At 71.0% G+C, this 18,328-nt stretch carries 13 protein-coding genes; 12 read left to right on the plus strand and 1 reads right to left on the minus strand.

The genetic code is table 11. The annotated features are described in order from the left end of the window. The first annotated feature begins 50 nt into the window (after positions 1-50). The 4 genes from KBX08_RS07955 (at position 51) to KBX08_RS07970 (ending at position 3,948) form a co-directional block, all read left to right on the plus strand. The gene (locus KBX08_RS07955) at positions 51-1,208 is read left to right on the plus strand and encodes an FAD-dependent oxidoreductase (RefSeq protein ID WP_210781946.1); all 1,158 of its coding nucleotides are present in this window, start codon (positions 51-53) and stop codon (positions 1,206-1,208) included. A gap of 59 nt (positions 1,209-1,267) precedes the next feature. After that, positions 1,268-1,729: a MerR family transcriptional regulator gene (locus KBX08_RS07960; protein ID WP_210781948.1), complete on the plus strand. Its 462-nt coding sequence runs from the start codon at positions 1,268-1,270 to the stop codon at positions 1,727-1,729. 18 nt (positions 1,730-1,747) lie between these two features. Then, a complete protein-coding gene (locus KBX08_RS07965) occupies positions 1,748-2,800 on the plus strand; it encodes an NAD-dependent epimerase/dehydratase family protein (RefSeq protein WP_210781950.1) in 1,053 nt (350 codons plus the stop codon). A 410-nt stretch (positions 2,801-3,210) separates the two neighbouring features. Further along, positions 3,211-3,948: a hypothetical protein gene (locus KBX08_RS07970; RefSeq protein WP_210781952.1), complete on the plus strand. Its 738-nt coding sequence runs from the start codon at positions 3,211-3,213 to the stop codon at positions 3,946-3,948. Positions 3,949-4,131: 183 nt separating this feature from the next. Here KBX08_RS07970 and KBX08_RS07975 read toward each other — a convergent pair whose 3' ends face one another. Next, a complete protein-coding gene (locus tag KBX08_RS07975; protein ID WP_210781954.1) occupies positions 4,132-6,840 on the minus strand; it encodes a glucosidase in 2,709 nt (902 codons plus the stop codon). Between the two features lie 42 nt (positions 6,841-6,882). Between KBX08_RS07975 and KBX08_RS07980 the strand changes: the two genes are divergently transcribed. From KBX08_RS07980 to KBX08_RS08015, 8 genes are all read left to right on the plus strand, one after another. Beyond that, complete coding sequence (locus tag KBX08_RS07980) at positions 6,883-8,826, plus strand: amylo-alpha-1,6-glucosidase (RefSeq protein ID WP_210781956.1); 1,944 nt, start codon at positions 6,883-6,885, stop codon at positions 8,824-8,826. Positions 8,827-8,962: 136 nt separating this feature from the next. Beyond that, on the plus strand, positions 8,963-10,300 hold the full coding sequence (locus KBX08_RS07985) for a glycosyltransferase family 4 protein (RefSeq protein ID WP_210781958.1): 1,338 nt from the start codon (positions 8,963-8,965) through the stop codon (positions 10,298-10,300). A gap of 83 nt (positions 10,301-10,383) precedes the next feature. Next, positions 10,384-12,072 carry a protein kinase gene (locus tag KBX08_RS07990; RefSeq protein ID WP_307850477.1) on the plus strand — a complete coding sequence of 563 codons (1,689 nt, stop codon included), beginning with the start codon at positions 10,384-10,386 and terminating at the stop codon, positions 12,070-12,072. Between the two features lie 119 nt (positions 12,073-12,191). Further along, positions 12,192-13,823, plus strand: a complete 1,632-nt coding sequence (locus KBX08_RS07995; RefSeq protein ID WP_307850478.1) for a protein kinase — start codon at positions 12,192-12,194, stop codon at positions 13,821-13,823. A gap of 103 nt (positions 13,824-13,926) precedes the next feature. Then, positions 13,927-14,736, plus strand: a complete 810-nt coding sequence (locus KBX08_RS08000; RefSeq protein WP_210781960.1) for a metal-dependent hydrolase — start codon at positions 13,927-13,929, stop codon at positions 14,734-14,736. Next, a complete protein-coding gene (locus tag KBX08_RS08005; protein ID WP_210781962.1) occupies positions 14,733-15,641 on the plus strand; it encodes an amidohydrolase family protein in 909 nt (302 codons plus the stop codon). Before KBX08_RS08000 ends, KBX08_RS08005 begins: the two co-directional genes overlap by 4 nt. 269 nt (positions 15,642-15,910) lie before the next feature. After that, positions 15,911-16,942, plus strand: a complete 1,032-nt coding sequence (locus tag KBX08_RS08010) for a LacI family DNA-binding transcriptional regulator (protein WP_238688439.1) — start codon at positions 15,911-15,913, stop codon at positions 16,940-16,942. Between the two features lie 76 nt (positions 16,943-17,018). Beyond that, positions 17,019-18,323, plus strand: a complete 1,305-nt coding sequence (locus KBX08_RS08015; RefSeq protein ID WP_210781966.1) for an ABC transporter substrate-binding protein — start codon at positions 17,019-17,021, stop codon at positions 18,321-18,323. Positions 18,324-18,328: the final 5 nt, after the last annotated feature.

The following is an 18,328-nucleotide window of genomic DNA, read 5'->3' on the forward strand; positions in this document are numbered from 1 at the left end:
CGCTCATACTGGTTTGAGCAGATGCTCATTCCAGGTGACGGAGGTGCCGGATGAAACGTGCGGTGATCGTGGGTGCGGGGATAGCCGGGCTGGCCACAGCCCTGCGACTCCACCAGGACGGGTGGCAGGTCCTCGCGGCCGAACGAGCCCCGGCCCGGCGCAGCAGCGGCTACATGGTGAACCTGATCGGGCCGGGCTACGACGCCGCCGAACGCCTCGGCCTGCTCCCCGCGCTGACCGCCGCCGACCTCGGGCTGTTCACCACAGTGCTGGTCCACGCCGACGGACGCCCCAAGTTCACAGTGCCGACCGCCATCGCCGAGGCCGCACTCGGCAAGCGGGCCCTCTCGGTGTTCCGCGGCGACCTGGAAGCCAGCCTCTTCGAAGCGGTGCGGGACCGGGTCGACATCCGCTTCGGCACCACCGTCACGTCCATCGACCAGGACACCGATCACGTACGCGTGAAGTTGAGCGACGGCACCATCGAGCAGGCCGACCTGCTGGTCGGTGCCGACGGGGTGCACTCGGCGACCCGTACCGCCGTGTTCGGCCCCGACTTCCGGGTGGACCTCCCGTACCTCGTGGCCGCCTTCCCCGTGACCCACCCGGTGCCCGGCGTGCCCGAGTCGTCAGCCACCACGCACATCGGCCCCGGGCGCACCGCGGCGATGGTCAACCTGGGCCCGGACCGGTCGTCGGCGTTCTTCACCTATCGCAGCGCGCAGCCCGCCGCAGACCTGAGGCGCGGGCCGGTCGACGCGCTGCGGGCCGCGTTCGGAGATCTGGCGGGCGGCGTGCCCGACGCGATCGACCATCTTGCGAAGGACCCGGCCAGCGCCTACTTCGACGCCGTCAGCCAGGTGGTCATGCCGCGCTGGAGCGCCGGTCGCGTCGTCCTGCTCGGAGACGCGGCGTGGTGCGTGACGCTCTTCGCCGGACACGGCGCGGCCCTCGCCCTGGCCGGCGCCGACCACCTCGGCGCCGCCCTGCGACGGCACGCCGACGACCTCCCGGCAGCACTCGCCGAGTGGGAGACCGGACTACGCCCGGAGGTCAACAAACGGCAGGCACTCGCCCGCCGGGGAATGGCCCAGTACGCGCCACCCAGCCGATTCCACGTCTGGATGAGCGATCTGACCATCCGGGCGATCACCCTGCCCGGCGTCAGCGGCCTCGTCCGACGAGGTATCGAACGGGCAAATCGTTGAGCGGTGCCCCGCGTCACATCGGTTGACTTGAAGCGCTTGAAGTTGGGGACGCTTCATCCATGGCAGCGACGAGGGAAGGCCGGGAGCAGGCGGAATGGCCCCTGACCATCCAGGAGATGGCGCAGCGGTCGGGCTTCAGCGAGCCGACTCTGCGCTACTACGAGAAGGTCGGCCTGCTCGGTGCGGTGCCCCGCGACGACAGCAGCGGCCACCGCCGCTACGACACCCCACTCGCCGAGCGGGTCGACGCCCTGGCCTGCCTGCGGTCGTCCGGGATGAGCGTCGCGGACATGCGCCGGTATCTGACGCTGCTCGACGAGGGCGACCGGGCGGCCGCCGCCGAACAACGCGACCTCTTCGCCCGGCACGCCGACCGACTGTCCGCCGAGATCGAGCGGCTACGGGTACGCCAGGCGTACCTGCGCGCCAAGGCAGACATGTGGGATGCCCGGCACCGAGACGACGCCGCTGCCGAAACCCGCGCGGTCGAGCAGGTGGAGCGCGCTCTTCAGGATTTCTGACCAACGATGGGACACACCATGTCAACCGATCTTCAACTTCGCTGCACCGACGACGCCCTGGTGCTGGTGACCGGCGCGACCGGTCACCTCGGCGGGCACTCCGTCGCCCGACTGCTCGACGAGGGCTACCGGGTGCGGATCACCGTCCGTGAGCCGGGCCAGGGCGACGAGGTGCTCGACCGGGTCCGGCAGGCGGGCACGAACCCGGATGGCCGGGTCGAGTTCCGCACCGCAGCCCTCTCCGCCGACGAGGGCTGGGCCGAGGCGGTCGCCGGGGCGCGCTACGTGCTGCACCACGCGTCGCCGTTCCCGTTCACCCCGCCCACTGACGACGACGAGGTGATCCGGCCAGCCCGCGACGGAGCGCTGCGCGTCCTGCGCGCCGCCCGCGAGGCCGGCGTACGGCGGGTGGTGCTGACCTCGTCGTACGCGGCGGTGGGCTACACCGTCAAGCCCGACGGCCAGTACACCGAGGCGGACTGGACGAACGTGGACGACGACATCCCGGCGTACCACCGGTCGAAGACGCTCGCCGAACGCGCCTCCTGGGACTACGTCCGGAACAACGGTGGGGTCGAGCTGAGCGTCGTCAACCCGACCGGCATCTTCGGGCCGCTGCTCGGGTCGCGGGTGTCCGCCTCGACCGGCCTGGTGCAGGCATTCCTGCAGGGGGCGATGCCGGTCGTACCCCGGATGCACTTCGGGGTGGTCGACGTCCGGGACGTGGTCGACCTGCACCTGCGCGCGATGCTGCACCCGGACGCCGCCGGTGAGCGGTTCATCGGGGTCAGTGGCCGGTCGATCAGCTTCCTCGACCTGGCGAAGATGCTCGCCCGACACCTGCCGAGCCTGGCCGACCGGGTGCCGGCCCGCGAGTTGAGCGACGACGAGGTCCGGGAGGCCGCGAAGACCGAGCCGGCGCTCCGTGAGGCCGCCGCCCTCCAAGGTCAGATCCCGGTGATCAGCAACGACAAGGCCCGCACCGTCCTCGGCTGGCGGCCCCGCCCGGTGGAGACGACCATCACCGACACCGCCGACAGCCTCATCAAGCTCGGCGTGGTCACCACCTGACCGCTACAGCGTGCTCGGGCTGGTTACGGAGGATCGCACCAAGGCTCGCCGCCGCAGCTACCGGTGCGCCGGTAGCGGGCACGCGCGGCGGCAACACGCCACAGCGGCTGCCGGGCGAAGGGGCCCACCCCCAGCGCGAATCATCGAGGCCAAGCAGCAGGCGAGGCCCGGTTCGCCACCACGACACAGGTGGCATAGACAAGTCGACATCAACTGATACCCTCCCCTCGCCTTACCCGCAGAGGAGAGACACCGAATTGAAGAAACTATCGAGCGTCGCGACCGTGCTCGCACTCTCAGTTGGAATCGCTATCGTCCCAGCGGCATCTGCCTACGCTGCTACGGACAGGAGCGGGGCGGAACGGCTGAACATCCCGAACAGCAGTGCGTGCAAGGACGGTCGCACGGTCATGCAAGGCATGGTGGCAGGGCCAGGCGGCCAGCTTTACATCATTTTCACCAAGGCGGCCGGCGCGGAGCCCGTCCTGTCCAGGTGGTTGCGCGACGGCTCAACCTGGGACGGCACCAGCTGGGTCTGCGCCGGGGCACCAACGTCCATACCCACACTCGGCCACGGTAACGACCTCGCCTACAACGCGAACTATCTGGGCCAGGGCCCGGCCCTGATTGCTACCCAGGGGAGCCAATCCGCGTTTCTGAGCGACAAGGTGACAATCGTGCGCCTGAACGCCGACGGATCTGTTGGCACAACCGGGGAAGTGCGTCTACCGATAGGCAACATCAGCGGTCTCTGCTACAGCGCCACGGCCGCCGGTGGAGCCGGCAAATATGCTGCCCGACGGTTGGGTAGCCTGTGGACACATCCCGGCGCCGGCGCGCTTACGAGCGGATGGACGCTAGTGAAGAGCAACCTGACGAGTCACGATAATCGTTCCGACCAAGGCATTGACTGCTCAGAGAACTATATCTGGAACACCAAGTCGATCAACACCTCAACGCCCGCTACCGGGTGGAATTGGGTGTACCAGTACAACTGGTCTGGAGGCGATGTGGAGAGTGACATCGGAATTCCGGGGAACAACTTGGTCGATGAGATCGAAGATGTCACCCACGTGGGGAGCGAATTCTTCGTCGGCATCAACCGGAACGACGGACTAGCAGACACCGTGAAGGTGCTCACCGAATAGTTCGAGCAGCCCGAGGGTGGTGCTGCCTCCGCCGACCGACATGATCGTGCTCGATCCAGGATCGAGTGGCCTCCCGACGCCGGCGATGCCACTACAACCTGGATCGAGCGCGATCATGCCGACGAGGCGCAGAGGCGGGCGGACTCGGACCCGCCCGCAAGGGCGGGGCGAGGGCGGGCGGGGTCAGCGGCGCAGGGTGAGGATCAGGTCGGCTACCAGGGCCGTCCAGCCGGTCTGGTGCCAGGCGCCCAGGCCGGCCCCGTTGTCGCCGTGGAAGTACTCGGGGAAGGCGATCAGGTCGCGCCAGTCCGGGTGGGTCTGGAACATCTGAGCGGCACCGTAGATCGGCCGTCGACCCCAGTCGTCCTGGGTGAAGAGCGAGATCAGCCGGGCGGAGAGGTCGTCGGCGATCTCGTCCAGGGTGTGCTTCACACCGGAGCGGGTCGGGTACTCCACCTGGAGGTCGTCGCCGAAGAAGGCCGCGTAGTCGCGCAGCGCGCTGATCAGCAGGAAGTTCGTCGGCATCCAGATCGGACCGCGCCAGTTCGAGTTGCCCCCGAACAGTCCGCTGGTCGACTCGGCCGGCTCGTAGCCGACGGAGAACTCCTGCCCGCCGAGGGTGACCGAGAACGGTTTGTCCAGGTGGGCGCGGGACAGCGTACGAAGACCGAAGTCGGAGAGGAACTCGTCCGGGTCGAGCATCCGGGCGAGCAGGCGGACCACCTGCTCCGGGCCGACCATGGACAGCAGTCGCTGCTGCCGGCCGTCGGGGCCGAGGCGGCGGGTGCCGATCACCTGGGCGTACTCCGGGCGGTTGGTGAGGAACCAGCGCAGCCGGGCGCCCAGCTCCGGCAGGCGGTGCAGGGTCCGGGCGGTGAGCCGGGTGGTGGCGGCCAACGGCAGCAGCCCGACGACGGAGCGGACCTTCAGCGGCACCTTCGTGCCGTCGGCGAGGCGCAGCACGTCGTAGAAGAACGCGTCCTCGTCGTCCCACAAACCCTGCTCGTACGCGGCGGCGGCGATGTAGGCGAAGTGCTCGAAGAACTTGGTGGCGGTGTCCACCCAGGTCCGGTCGTGTTCGGCGAGCACGATCGCCATGTCCAGCAGGTTGAGCGCGTACATGCCCATCCAGCCGGTGCCGTCGGACTGCTCCAGCACCCCGGCGACCGGCAGCGCCGCCGAGCGGTCGAACGGCCCGACGTTGTCCAGCCCGAGGAAGCCACCCTCGAAGACGTTGTTGCCGCCGGTGTCCTTGCGGTTGACCCACCAGGTGAAGTTGAGCAGCAGCTTGTGCATCACCCGGGCCAGGAACTCGTAGTCCCGGCCGCCGTCGATTTCGAACACCTTCAGCGCCGCCCACGCGTGCACCGGCGGGTTCACGTCACCGAACGCCCACTCGTACGCCGGGATCTGCCCGTTGGGGTGCAGGTACCACTCGCGGAGCAGGAGCAGGATCTGCTCCTTGGCGAAGCCCGGGTCGACCCGGGCGATACTCACGCAGTGGAAGGCCAGGTCCCAGGCCGCGTACCAGGGGTATTCCCACGGGTCGGGCATGGAGATGACGTCGAAGCTGGTCATGTGCCACCAGGCGCTGTTGCGCCCGTGCCGACGCCCGGCCGGCGGCGGTGTCGAGCCCGGGTCGCCTTCGAGCCAGCGCTTGACGTCGAAGTGGTAGAACTGCTTGCCCCACATCAGCCCGGCGATGGCCTGCCGGGCGACCAGCGCCTCGTCGGCTGTGGCGGCCGGTGGGATCACTCCGGCGAAGAACCGGTTCGCCTCGGCCCGCCGCGCCCACACCACGGCCTCGAAGCCGTCGCTGAGGTCGGCCGGGGGCGGCGGCGCGGCGGCCGGCGGCGACGCGGTACGGGTCAGCCGCAGCCGGATCTGGCGCTGCCCGCCGGCCGGCACGTCGAGCACGTAGTGCAGCGCGCCCTTGGTGCCCTCCCGGGCGGGGTTGACGGTGGCCGCGCCGTTGACGACGTGGTCGTTGATGCCGTCCTTCGGGTACGGGGAGCGACCGGGTAGGCCCCAGAGCCGTTCGGCGTTGGTGTCGTTGTCGCAGAGCAGCGGCACCGGGCCGCCGTCGCCTTCCAGCAGCAGTTGGCCGAGCACCCGGTGCTCGCCGACGAGCCGGGTGCCCTGGCCGGTCAGCCGGGGGATCCGGTCGCCGCCGGGCAGGCCCCAGGACCAGGTGTTACGGAACCACAGGGTGGGCAGGACGTGCAGGGTGGCCGCCTGGTCGCCCCGGTTGGCGACTGTCACCACCATGCAGAGGTCGGTCGGGGAGGCCTTGGCGTAGTCGACTGTCACCGCCCAGTACCGGTCGTCGTCGAAGATCCCGGTGTCCACCAGCTCGTACTCGGTGTCGTCGCGGCCGCGCAACGCGTTCACCGCGACGAGTTCGTCGTACGGGAAGGCAGCCTGCGGGTAGTGGTAGCGCCAGCGCATCCAGGAGTGGGTGGGTGTGGAGTCCTCGTACCACCAGTACTCCTTGACGTCCTCGCCGTGGTTCCCGCCGTCGCCGCCGAGGCCGAACATCCGCTCCTTGAGGATCGGGTCCTTGCCGTTCCAGAGGGCCAGGGCGAACGCGAAGGTCTGTCGTTCGTCGCAGACGCCGGCCATCCCGTCTTCATTCCACCGGTAGGCTCTGGACCGCGCGTGGTCGTGCGGGAAGTAGTCCCAGGCCGTACCGTGCTCGCTGTAGTCCTCCCGCACCGTCCCCCACGCCCGTTCGGACAGATAGGGACCCCATGCACGCCAGTCCTGCTCCCCCGCGTCAGCCTGGGCGAGCCGGAGCCGCTCAGCGTCGGGTGGCGAGGCGTCGGAGGACGATCGGTCAGTGATCACGTGCACATCTTTGACGTCGCCGCGGTACTTGACCACAGCGGCCATTCTCGTCGTGGCGTGTTACACCCCGCCGCCGGTGGAGGAAAGTTGATCGACATTCACTTCGGCCCGCAGATCTGCGGCGACCTGACCAGCGCGGCCAGCCGGGAGTGGCTGGTCCCCGACGGCCTCGGCGGCTACGCGATGGGCACTGTCGGCGGGCTGCGGACACGTCGCTACCACGGTCTGTTGGTGGTTCCCGGCGAAACGCCGGCGTCCCGCCAGGTGGGACTGGTCAGCCTCGATCCGGCGGTCACCCTGCCGTCCGGCGCGCGGGTGCGCCTCGGCGCGCACGAGTGGGCCTCCGGCGACGTGGACCCGCGAGGCTTCGAGCTGTTGGAGCGCTTCGACCTGGTCGACGGGCTGCCCCGGTGGCGGTGGCGGATCGGCGCTGTGGTGATCGAACGGGAGCTGGCCATGCTGCCCGGCCGCTCCTGCGTCGCGGTGGTGCACCGGCTGGTCGCCGGTGGTCCGGTCCGGCTGGAGCTGTCGGCCGCCTGCACCTGGCGGGACGCGCACGGCGAACGGCGGGCCGACGGCCCGATCCCGCAGGTCGAGGCGGTGGCCGACGGCGCGGTGGTCGAGGGCGCGTACCGGCTCGCCGGCCCGGGTTGGTCGCCCGAGGGGCAGTGGTGGCTGGGCGTGCACCACCGCGAGGAGGCCAACCGGGGCCTCAACGCCGACGAGGACCTCTGGTACGCGGGCCGCTTCTCCGGTGAGTTGGAACGGCCCGGCGACACGGTGTCGGTGCGGGCCTGGGCCGGTCGACTCGACGAGGAGCCGCCGCCGGCGGGGGAGATCGTGGCGACCGCGAGGCGACGCAACCGGCGGGTGGTGGCGACGGCGAAGCCGGCCGACGACGTGGACGCCACCCTGGCGGTGGCCGCCGACGCGTTCGTGGTGCGCACCAACCAGGCGGCGGTGGACGTGGTGGCCGGCTACCCGTGGTTCGGGGCGTGGTCGCGGGACACGATGATCTCGTACGAGGGGTTGTTCCTCTGCACGGGTCGCGCCGACGAGGGTCGGGAGCTGCTGCGGGCGTACGCGGCGACGCTGTCCGAGGGAATGCTCGCCAACACGGCCGACACCGGTCGGGTGGAGTACAACACCGTCGACGGCACGCTGTGGTTCCTGCACGCGGTGAGCCGGCACGTCACCGTCACCGGCGACACCGACCTCGGCGACGAACTGCTGCCCGCGCTGCGCGCGGTGATCGACGCCCACACCGCCGGCACCCGCTACGGGATCCGGGTCGACCCGGCCGACGGGCTGCTCACCCAGGGCGCCGCCGGCACCGCGCTGACCTGGATGGACGCCCGGGTGTACGGGGTGCCGGTCACCCCGCGGACCGGCAAGCCGGTCGAGGTCAACGCGTTGTGGATCAACGGGCTGGCCGGGCTCGCGGAGCTGACCGAGCTGGCCGGGCAGGACGCCGACGAGCTGTGGCGACGCCACCGGCAGGCCACCGCCTCGTTCCGGGAGCGGTTCCCGGCCCCGACCGGCTGGCTGCACGACGTGCTGGACGCGCCCGCGCCGGCGTACCCGTTGGGTGGCGCCGCCCTGCACGACGACGACGCGTTGCGCCCCAACCAGTTGCTGGCGTGGTCGCTGCCGTACGCGCCGATGGAACCGGACGAGGCGACGCTGCGGCGGGTCGGGGGCGGGCTGCTCACCCCGCTCGGGCCGCGCAGTCTGGCCCCGGATTCCGCGGAGTTCGTGGGCCGGCACCGGGGCGGCCCGGCCGACCGGGACGGGGGCTATCACCAGGGCACGGTCTGGCCGTGGTTGCTCGGCCCGTACGTGGACGCCGCGCGCCGGGGAAAGATGTCCGTCGATGACGCATTCGTCGGCATTGAGGCCCATTTGATGGAATATGGGTTAGGCTCGGTGAGCGAGACGGCCGATGGCCTCGCGCCGCACACCGCTACCGGGTGCCCGTTCCAGGCATGGTCGGTGGCCGAGCTGCTGCGGGTGCGGCGAAAGAGCCAGTAGCGCTTTACACGACCGCAACGGTGGTGTCGCCGCTGGTTATCGCGATCCCGGCAGGATTGGCCCCGATCCAGACGCGACGGCGACATCGATTCGGTGTCGGTCGGCGCGCGCCCGGGGACAACTCAAAGGGGGCCGCATGTCACTCGATGCCCACGTGATCGACATCAACCCCGCCCGACAGCTGCGGGTGCTGATGCTCTCCTGGGAGTACCCGCCGGTGCTCGTCGGCGGTCTCGGTCGACACGTGCACGCCCTCTCCGTCGCCCTCGCCGCCGCCGGCCACGAGGTCACCGTCGTCACCCGCCACAGCGACGGCGCACCCCTGGAGGAATACGCCGACGGCGTACGCATCCTGCGCGCCCCCGAGGACCCGGTCACCTTCCCCCTCGCCACCGGCTCCCTGCTGGCCTGGACCATGGCCTTCAACCACACCCTCACCCGCACCGCCCTGCGCGCCACCCAGGCCGGCTCCTACGACGTCATCCACGCCCACGACTGGCTCGTCGCCCACACGGCCGTCACCCTGGCCGAGCACCTGGACCTCCCCCTGGTCACCACCATGCACGCCACCGAGGCCGGACGGCACCAGGGCTGGCTGCCGGAGGAGATGAACCGCACCATCCACGGTGTCGAGCACTGGCTCAGCAGCTCCTCCATCCGGGTGATCACCTGCTCCGGCTACATGCGCGACCAGGTGACCGCGCTGTTCGACGTACCGGCCGCCCAGGTCGACGTGGTGCCCAACGGGGTCGACGACCGGGCCTGGCGGGCCCGCCCAAGAGCGGTCGCGTCGGCCCGGGCACGGTTCGCCGGAGACGGCCCGTTGGTCGGGTACGCCGGGCGGCTGGTCTACGAGAAGGGCGTCCAGCACCTGGTGCACGCCGTGCCGCGGCTGCGCGAACGACACCCGGGGCTGCGCGTGGTGATCGCCGGCGACGGCCCGTACCGCACCGAGTTGGAGGCAGAGGCCCGGCGACTGGCCCTCAGCTCGACCGTCCGGTTCACCGGGTTCCTCGACTCCACCCAACTACCGGCGATGCTCGGCGCCACCGATGCGACAGTGGTGCCCAGCCTCTACGAGCCGTTCGGCATGGTGGCGCTGGAGGCGGCGGCCGCCGGGGCGCCCCTCGCCGTGGCCCGTACCGGCGGCCTCGCCGAGATCGTCGAACCCGGCGTGACCGGGGTGACGTTCCCGCACAGCGACCCGGACGCGCTCGCCGGCGCGGTCGGCCAGCTGCTCGGCGACGAGGTCTTCGCCCGGCGGCTGGCCCGCCGGGCCCGCACGATGGTCGGCGAGCGGTACGGCTGGGCCACCATCGCGGCCCGCACCGCCGCCAGCTACGCCACCGCTCGTCGCGAACACGGCCCCGTGCAGGCCCGACGCGCCGCCGCCCGCCTGAGCGGCGGGCGGACCCGGATCGCCATCCCGGAAGGGAACCTGCTCGCTGCCGCCGCCGACCACGCCGCCTGCTGAGCCGAGTCGGACGACCGATAGGTGACTTCCGATCCGCTGGTTAGGGTGTAGCCCGGACAGCGGCTGAGGAGGAGCGTGCACAGGTGCTGATCGCCGGTCGGTACCGGCTGCTCGACCTGGTGGGTCGCGGGGGCATGGGTCGGGTGTGGCGCGCCCGCGACGAGATGCTGCACCGCGAGGTGGCGGTCAAGGAGATCGTTCCACCGAGTTGGTTGGCCGATCACGAACGGGCCGAGCTGCGCTCACGCACCATGCGGGAGGCGCGCGCCGCGGCCCGGCTCAACCACCCCGCCGTGGTCCGGCTCTACGACGTCGTCGCGGTCGAGGGCAGCCCATGGATCGTCATGGAGTACGTCCCGTCCCGCACCCTGCAGGACGTCGTGGACTCCGAGGGGCCGCTGGAACCGGCCCGCGCGGCCCGGATCGGGCTGGCCGTGCTCGACGCGCTGCAGGCCGCGCACACCGCCGGGGTGCTGCACCGCGACATCAAACCGCAGAACGTGCTCGTGGCGCACGACGGGCGGGTGATGCTCACCGACTTCGGGCTGGCCACCTTCGACGGCGGCGACGGCGCGATGACCCGCCCCGGCATGGTCTTCGGCTCCCCGCAGTACGTGGCCCCCGAGCGGGCCGCCGAGGGGGTGTCCACAGTGGCCGCCGATCTGTGGTCGCTCGGGGCGACCCTGCACGCCGCGGTGGAGGGGCAGTCCCCGTACGCCCGCAGCACCGCGATGGCCACCCTGAGCGCGCTGGCCGCCGGCCCGCCCGACCCTGCCCCGCACGCCGGGGCGCTCGCCCCGGTGCTGGACGGGTTGCTGCGCCGCGACCCGCGCGAGCGCCTCGACCACGACACCGCCCGCCGGTTGCTCAGGACGGCCGCGACCGGCCGCGCCGACCCGCTGTCGGCGACCGACCGCCCCTCGGCCGACCGACCGGCGCCAGGGCTGGTTGGCCAGCCCGCCACGGCGGACGACCCCGACGACCAGGACCCCACAGTTCCACTGCCCGACCCGGCCGTCCCGGCCGCAGCCGGTGACGCCTCCCCCACGCCGGCCCCGGATCGGGCGACCGCCGGACGTACCGCGCGTCGGGTGGCGGTGGTCGCCGTGGCGCTGCTGGTGGCCGTCGTAGCCGGCGTCGGCACCGCGCTGACCCTCGTTGGCGACAAACCCAGCGACCCCACCGGCTGGTCCTCGCCGCCGCCGAACCGGCCGCCCAACGGCGGGCCGTTCGGCCCCGGCCCGCCACCGAACGGGCGGAACGTCCCCCCGCCCCCGTTCGCCTGTGTCCGCCCGGACGTCGTCGGATCGCCTGTGCGGGCCGGCACGCCGACCTCTGGCGAAGAACTCCGGCCGCCGCCCGGATGGGTCTGGCACGCCGACACCGCCGGCTTCCGGGTCTCCGTGCCGGCGACGTGGCTGACCTCCCGCGACGGCACTGTGGCGTGCTTCCAGGACCCGGCGACCGGCCGGGCCTTCAGCGTCGCCGAAGGCGGCGCCGTCGACCCCCTGGAACTCCTGCGGACCGCCCGCGCCACGGCGGCCGGGGCGGGGGCTCTGCCGGGGTACGACGAGATCCGGCTCGCCGCGCGCGACGGCGGAGCCGAGTGGGAGTTGCGCTGGCAGACGCCGCACGGCTCATGGCTGCACGCCCGACAACAGGTCCTCGGCACCGACCGCTGGACGCTGGGTTGGATCACCCGGGACGAGGACTGGGCCGGGGCCGCAGCGGACTGGGAACTGGTCCGAAAGAGTTTCCGACCACCCCGCTGACCTGCACCGTATGGCCATGATCCGAACCACCGTCCGTCGTGGATCGAGGCCGCTCAGTGGATGAGAAAGCCGGCATAGGTGGCTATCGTGGAACCCGGGGTGACCGAGGGGGAGCGACCGTGCATCAGTTGCTGATCGCGGGTCGGTACCGGCTGCTCGACCTGGTCGGCACCGGCGGAATGGGCCGGGTGTGGCTTGCTCGCGACGAGATGCTGCACCGCGACGTGGCGGTGAAGGAGGTCGTGCCGCCGTCCTGGCTGGCCGAGACCGAGCGCGCGGAGTTGCGGCTCCGAACCCTGCGCGAGGCACGCACCGCCGCCCGGCTCAACCACCCCAACGTGGTCCGCATCTACGACGTGGTGCACGACCGGGAGAGCCCCTGGATCGTGATGGAGTACGTGCCGTCGCGATCGGTGCAGCAGATCATCGGCGCCGAGGGGCCGCTGAGCCCGCAGCGCACCGCCCGGATCGGGCTGGCGGTGCTCGCCGCGTTGCGGGCCGCGCACGCCGCCGGGGTGCTGCACCGCGACGTGAAGCCGCCCAACGTGCTGGTGGCCGACGACGGGCGGGTGGTGCTCACCGACTTCGGGCTGGCCACCTTCGACGGCGGCGACGGTGTGATGACCGGGCCCGGCACGGTGCTCGGCTCACCACAGTTCGTCGCCCCCGAGCGGGCCCGCGAAGGGGTGTCCGACGCGCGCACCGACATGTGGTCGCTGGGCGCGACGCTCTACGCGACGGTCGAGGGGCAGTCACCGTACGCACGGTCGAGCGCGATGGCGACGCTCAGCGCGCTGGCCACCGAACCACCGGACCCGATGCGTCGGGCCGGCCCGTTGCGTCCCGTCCTCATCGGCCTGTTGCAGCGCGACCCCTGGCGGCGGTTGACCGCCGCCGAGGCGGAGCCGCTGTTGCGCAGCGCCGCGGCGAGCGACGACGAGCCCGCCGGGTCGGTCCGCTCCTCGGCGGTCGTGGCGGTCCTCAGCGCCGGGCGGGCCATCGCGCCGCACCCCGTCGAACCGGTGGCCCCGTCGGGCGAGCCGGCCACGCCAGCCCCGAGCGCGCGCCCGCGGCGCCCACCCGGCCGGCGACGGCGTCTGATCGCCCTGGGAGGTGTGGCCACCGCTGTGCTCGTCGCGGGTGGCGTCACGCTGGCGCTGATAAACCGGCACGATGACGGGACCACACCGTCCGGCTCGGGCGGTGGCGCGCCGACCTCCCGGCCGGCGGCGTTCGCCTGCACGTCGTCCCCGCCACCGTCGGCGACCCCGGTGGTGGCGGTGTCACCGCCACCCGGCGTGAAGTACGGGCTGCGCGAGGGCTGGACCTGGTACGACGACCCGACCGGGTTCCGGATCGCCGCGCCGGTCGGGTGGGCGCGCTGGACCGAGGGCTCGGTGACCTGCTTCCGGAAATCCGGCGGGTCGCGGGTGCTCAGCGTCGAGGCGGGGCCGGCCCGCCCGGATCCGGTGGCGCACTGGAAGGCCGAGGAGGCTCGGCTGACCGCGAGTGCCGCGCTGCCGGACTATCGCAGGGTGGACATCTCCGCGATGGACATCTTCAAGGGCGGCGCGGTGTGGGAGTGCGGCTGGCAGAACGGCGTCGGCGTTCCGGTGCACAGCTTCCGGCTGTTGGCGAACACCTCGGCCGACCGCTCCTACACCGTCTCGTGGTTGACAGAAGAGTTCGACTGGCAGGTCAACGCGGCATACTTGCCGATGATCCGGCAGAGCTTCACCCCCACCCTGTGACACAGTCCGATGTGGACCTTCCGGGTGATGCCCCTGCGGCGCCGACGCTGACTACAGTGGCGTAGTTTTGGGCGCTCAAGATCCCTGGGGAGGGTGAGCCGAGATGATGGGACCGCAACACGCGCTGTCCGGCGCGGCGGTGTGGCTGGCTGGCTCCTGGGCGCTGGAGCAGTTCGCCGACTACCACCAGTCGCCGCTCGCGTTGGCGGTGGGCACCGCTGTGTGCGCCGGTGGCGCGCTCTTTCCCGACCTCGACATGTCGGGCAAGGTGACCAAGAACCAGGGTGGGGCCACCGTGGCCCGTACCTTCGGAGTCTTCTCGCTCTTCGCCGCCGAGGTGATGGAGAAGATCTCTCTCGGGGTCTACTACGCCACCAAGCTCAGCAAGGACCCCCGCCGCAGCAACGGGCACCGGACGCTGACCCACACGCTGCCGTTCACACTGCTGGTCGGCTGGGGCACCACAGCGCTCTGCGCCGCGTACGGCAAGTGGGCGGTCATCACCATCCTGTTCTTCATGTTCGGCCTGGCGCTGCGCGGGCTGTTCGACGAGTGGGCCGAGCGGGCCGGGTGGGTGATCATCACTCTCGCGTCGGCCGGGGCGGCCTGGTTCACCTTCGCCCACCTGCCGGGCGGACGCGGCTATCCGCTGATCGGCACCGCGCTGGGCGTGGGCTGCTTCGTGCACATCCTCGGCGACATGATCACCAGAGCGGGCGTGCCGATCCTCTGGCCGATCCCGATCAAGCGGCGCATGTGGATGATGATCGGCCTGCCGAACAGCATCGCCCTGCGCGTCGGCAGCAAGGCCGAAGTGGTCGGCATGCGCATCGCACTGACCGTCGTCTCCGCGCTCGCCACCGTCGGCCTGATCGCGCCCTCGGTGCTGAGCCGTTTCGACATCGACATATGATCGATCCGGCGCCGGCGATCCCACCGGCCGAGGACGAACGCGTACCGGAGTTCTGCCGCGCCCTGGGGTTGCCCGGCCTCGCCGACGTGCACGTGCACTTCCTGCCGCCGCGCCTGCTGCGGCGGGTGTGGGCCTACTTCGACGCCGCCGGGCCATTGGTCGGCACCGAGTGGCCGATCCGCTACCGGTGGAGCGACGCCGACCGGGTCGCGCACCTGCGCCGGCTCGGTGTGCTGGCGTTCAGCGCCCTGGCGTACGCGCACCGGCCGGGCATGGCGGCGGAACTCAACCGCTGGACGCTGGACTTCGCCCGCGACACCCCCGGGTGCCTGGCCTCGGCCACGTTCTACCCCGAGCCGGACGCCCCCGGGTACGTCGAGGCGGCCCTCGCCGAAGGCGCCCGAGTGTTCAAGCTGCACCTACAGGTCGGCGGCTTCGCACCGACCGATCCGGCGCTGGACCCGGTATGGGGGATGCTGTCCGACGCGGATGTGCCGGTGGTGGTGCACGCCGGGCACGCCCCGGTGGGGACCGCCACCACCGGCCCGGAACCGTTCGCCGCCCTGCTCGCGCGCCACCCTCGGCTGACCGCGGTGGTGGCGCACATGGGCGCCCCGGACTACCGGGCCTTCCTGGACCTCGCCGAGACGTACGAGCGGGTCCGGCTGGACACCACAATGGCGTTCACGCCCTTCTTCGACCAGTTCGTGCCCTTCCCCGGCGAGGAGTTGCCCCGGCTGCGCGAGTTGGGGCTGGCCGGCAAGGTGCTGCTGGGCAGCGACTTCCCGAACATCCCGTACCCGTACGCCGACCAGGTGACCGGGCTGGCCCGGCTGGGCCTGGGCGACGACTGGCTACGCGCGGTCTGCTGGACCAGCGCCGCCACCCTCTTCAACCTGCCCTGACCCGCCCCGCACCGCACCCCGCCCCTCGGCTCCGCGATCTTGCACTTTCTGTCCCGACAAAAGGTGCGCATCCCTCCATATCGGCAACAGGAACCGCAAGATCGGCGCGGGCCGCTCATGACGCGGGCCCCCTGAATTCTTTTCGACATCGGCTATTGACGTCGCCGTAACAGGTGGCCTAGCGTCCTGTCGAACCGCTTCGTCGAAACGCTTCGACGAAGTTCGGGAGCGGTCCCACCCCAGGCCGGAGGAGGTACGCGGTGGCCACCATGCACGACGTCGCCCGCCTCGCACAGGTCTCGGTCAGCACCGTCTCGTACGTGCTCACCGGCACCCGGCCGATCTCGCAGGCCACCCGCAACAAGGTGCTCGCCGCGATGGCGCAGCTCGACTACCAGCCCAACGCGATGGCCCGTGGGCTGGCCAGTCGCCGCAGCCGAATCCTCGGCCTGCTGATGCCGATGGACGAACGCGGCCTCGGCGCCACCGAGACCGCCTTCGTCACCGGTGCCGCCGCCGCGGCCAGCGTCGCCGGCTACCACCTGGTGCTCTCGCCGGTCGGCGGGGGCAACCTCGACGACCTGCGTCGGCTGGCCAGTCAGCGGATGCTCGACGGGGTCGTGCTGATGGAGGTCCAGCTGGCCGACGAGCGGGTCACAGTGCTCCAGGAGGCGGGGGTGCCGCTGGTGCTGATCGGCCGCACCGGCGACACCAGCACGCTTTCCTACGTCGACATCGACTTCGATCAGACCGTCCGGGAGGCCGTCGCGCACCTGGTCGGCCTCGGGCACCGGCGGATCGTCTACGTCAACCACTCGGCCGCCACGTTGGCCAGCGGCTACGGGCCCGCGCTGCGTACCCGTGACGCCTTCACCGCGGCGATGACCGGGCACGGCCTGGAGCCGGTGATGATCGCGGCCGAGGACAGCGCGGCCGGCGGGCGGGCAGCCCTGGCCGCCGCGTTCGCGCAGGCCCCGGAGCTGACCGCGGTGTTGGCCATGAACGAGACGGCGATCTTCGGCATCCTCGGCGAGCTGACCGGCCGAGGGTTGTCGGTGCCCGACGACGTCTCCGTCGTCTCGATGGTCACCTCGCCGCAGGTCGCCGAACTGGCCACCCCGGCGCTGACCGCTATGACGTCACCCGGTTCGGCGCTCGGCCGGATCGCGATCGAGGCGCTCACGCGCCACCTGGACGGCCCCGCCGACCTTCGTCACCAGCAACTGCTGCCGTGCGCGTTGGAGATCCGGGGGTCGACCGCCGCACCTCGAAGCCGCCAGCCAATGGGGGCCGATCAGTAAATGGCCCGCCGCCGCGCTGCAACGCGACGACGGGCCCCGTGAAGTACCGGCTAGATACTCAACGAGGAGGATGCTAATGCAGCGATTCCGCCGGCTCGTCGCCGCGCTCGCCCTGGCGGCGACCGCGACGACCACCGTGGCCGCCTGCGGCGGTGGTGACAGCGGGGACAACAGCGACGCCAAGACCCTCAAGCTCTGGCACTACGAGAGCGAGAACAGCGCCATGGGGATCGGCTGGGACCGGGCGATCGAGATCTTCAAGTCCGAACACCCGGGCGTCGAGGTGCGCTTCGAGCGCAAGGCGTTCGAGCAGATCCAGCAGAACGCGGGCATGATCATCAACTCGTCCGAAGGCCCGGACATCATGGAGTACAACAAGGGCAACGCGACCGCCGGGCTGCTCTCCTCCCAGGGCCTGCTGGCCGACCTGAGCAGCGAGGCCGACAAGCGCGGCTGGGCCGGCAAGCTCAGCCCCAGCCTGCAGACCACCGCCCGGTACAGCGACAAGGGCGTGATGGGCTCCGGCAAGTGGTTCGGTGTGCCGAACTACGGCGAGTACGTCACTGTCTACTACAACAAGGACCTGTTCCAGAGCAACGGCGTCAAGGTCCCGACCACGATGGCCGAGATGACCGCCGCGATGGACACCTTCGTCGGCAAGGGCATCACCCCGCTGGGCATGGCCGGCGCCGAGTACCCGGCCGGGCAGCTCTTCTACCAGCTCGCCCTCTCCAAGGGCGACCGGCAGTTCGTCGACAACTACCAGCTCTACAAGAACCCTGTCGACTTCAAGGCCGACCCGCTCAAGTACGGCGCGGACACCTTCGCCCAGTGGGTGCAGAAGGGCTACGTCGCGAAGAACTCGGCAAGCCTCAAGGCCGAGGACATGGGCACCGCCTTCATCGGCGGCAAGGTTCCGATGATCGTCTCGGGCAGCTGGTGGTACGGCCGGTTCAAGACCGAGATGAAGGCCAACTGGGACACCTTCCTCTTCCCCGGCAACACCCTGCAGGCCGGCTCCTCCGGCAACCTCTGGGTCGTCCCGGAGAACAGCAAGGCCAAGAGCCTGGCGTACGACTTCATCGACATCACCCTGCGTCCGGAGATCCAGGACCTGATCGGCAACAACGGTGGTGTTCCGGTCGCCGCTGACGCGTCGAAGATCAGCGACCCGAAGGACCGCAAGCTGATCGAGGACTTCAACACGGTCAGCAAGTCCGACGGGCTCGCCTTCTACCCGGACTGGCCGGTCCCCGGCTACTACGACGTGCTGGTCTCCGGCTTCCAGGGCCTGATCAACGGCTCGAAGTCGCCCGACCAGGTTCTCGACACGATCGCCAAGCCGTACGCCGATGGCGTCAAGGAGATCACCGGCAAGTGACACGG

It is taken from the genome of Micromonospora sp. H61 (assembly GCF_018070325.1).
GTDB lineage: Bacteria > Actinomycetota > Actinomycetes > Mycobacteriales > Micromonosporaceae > Micromonospora > Micromonospora salmantinae.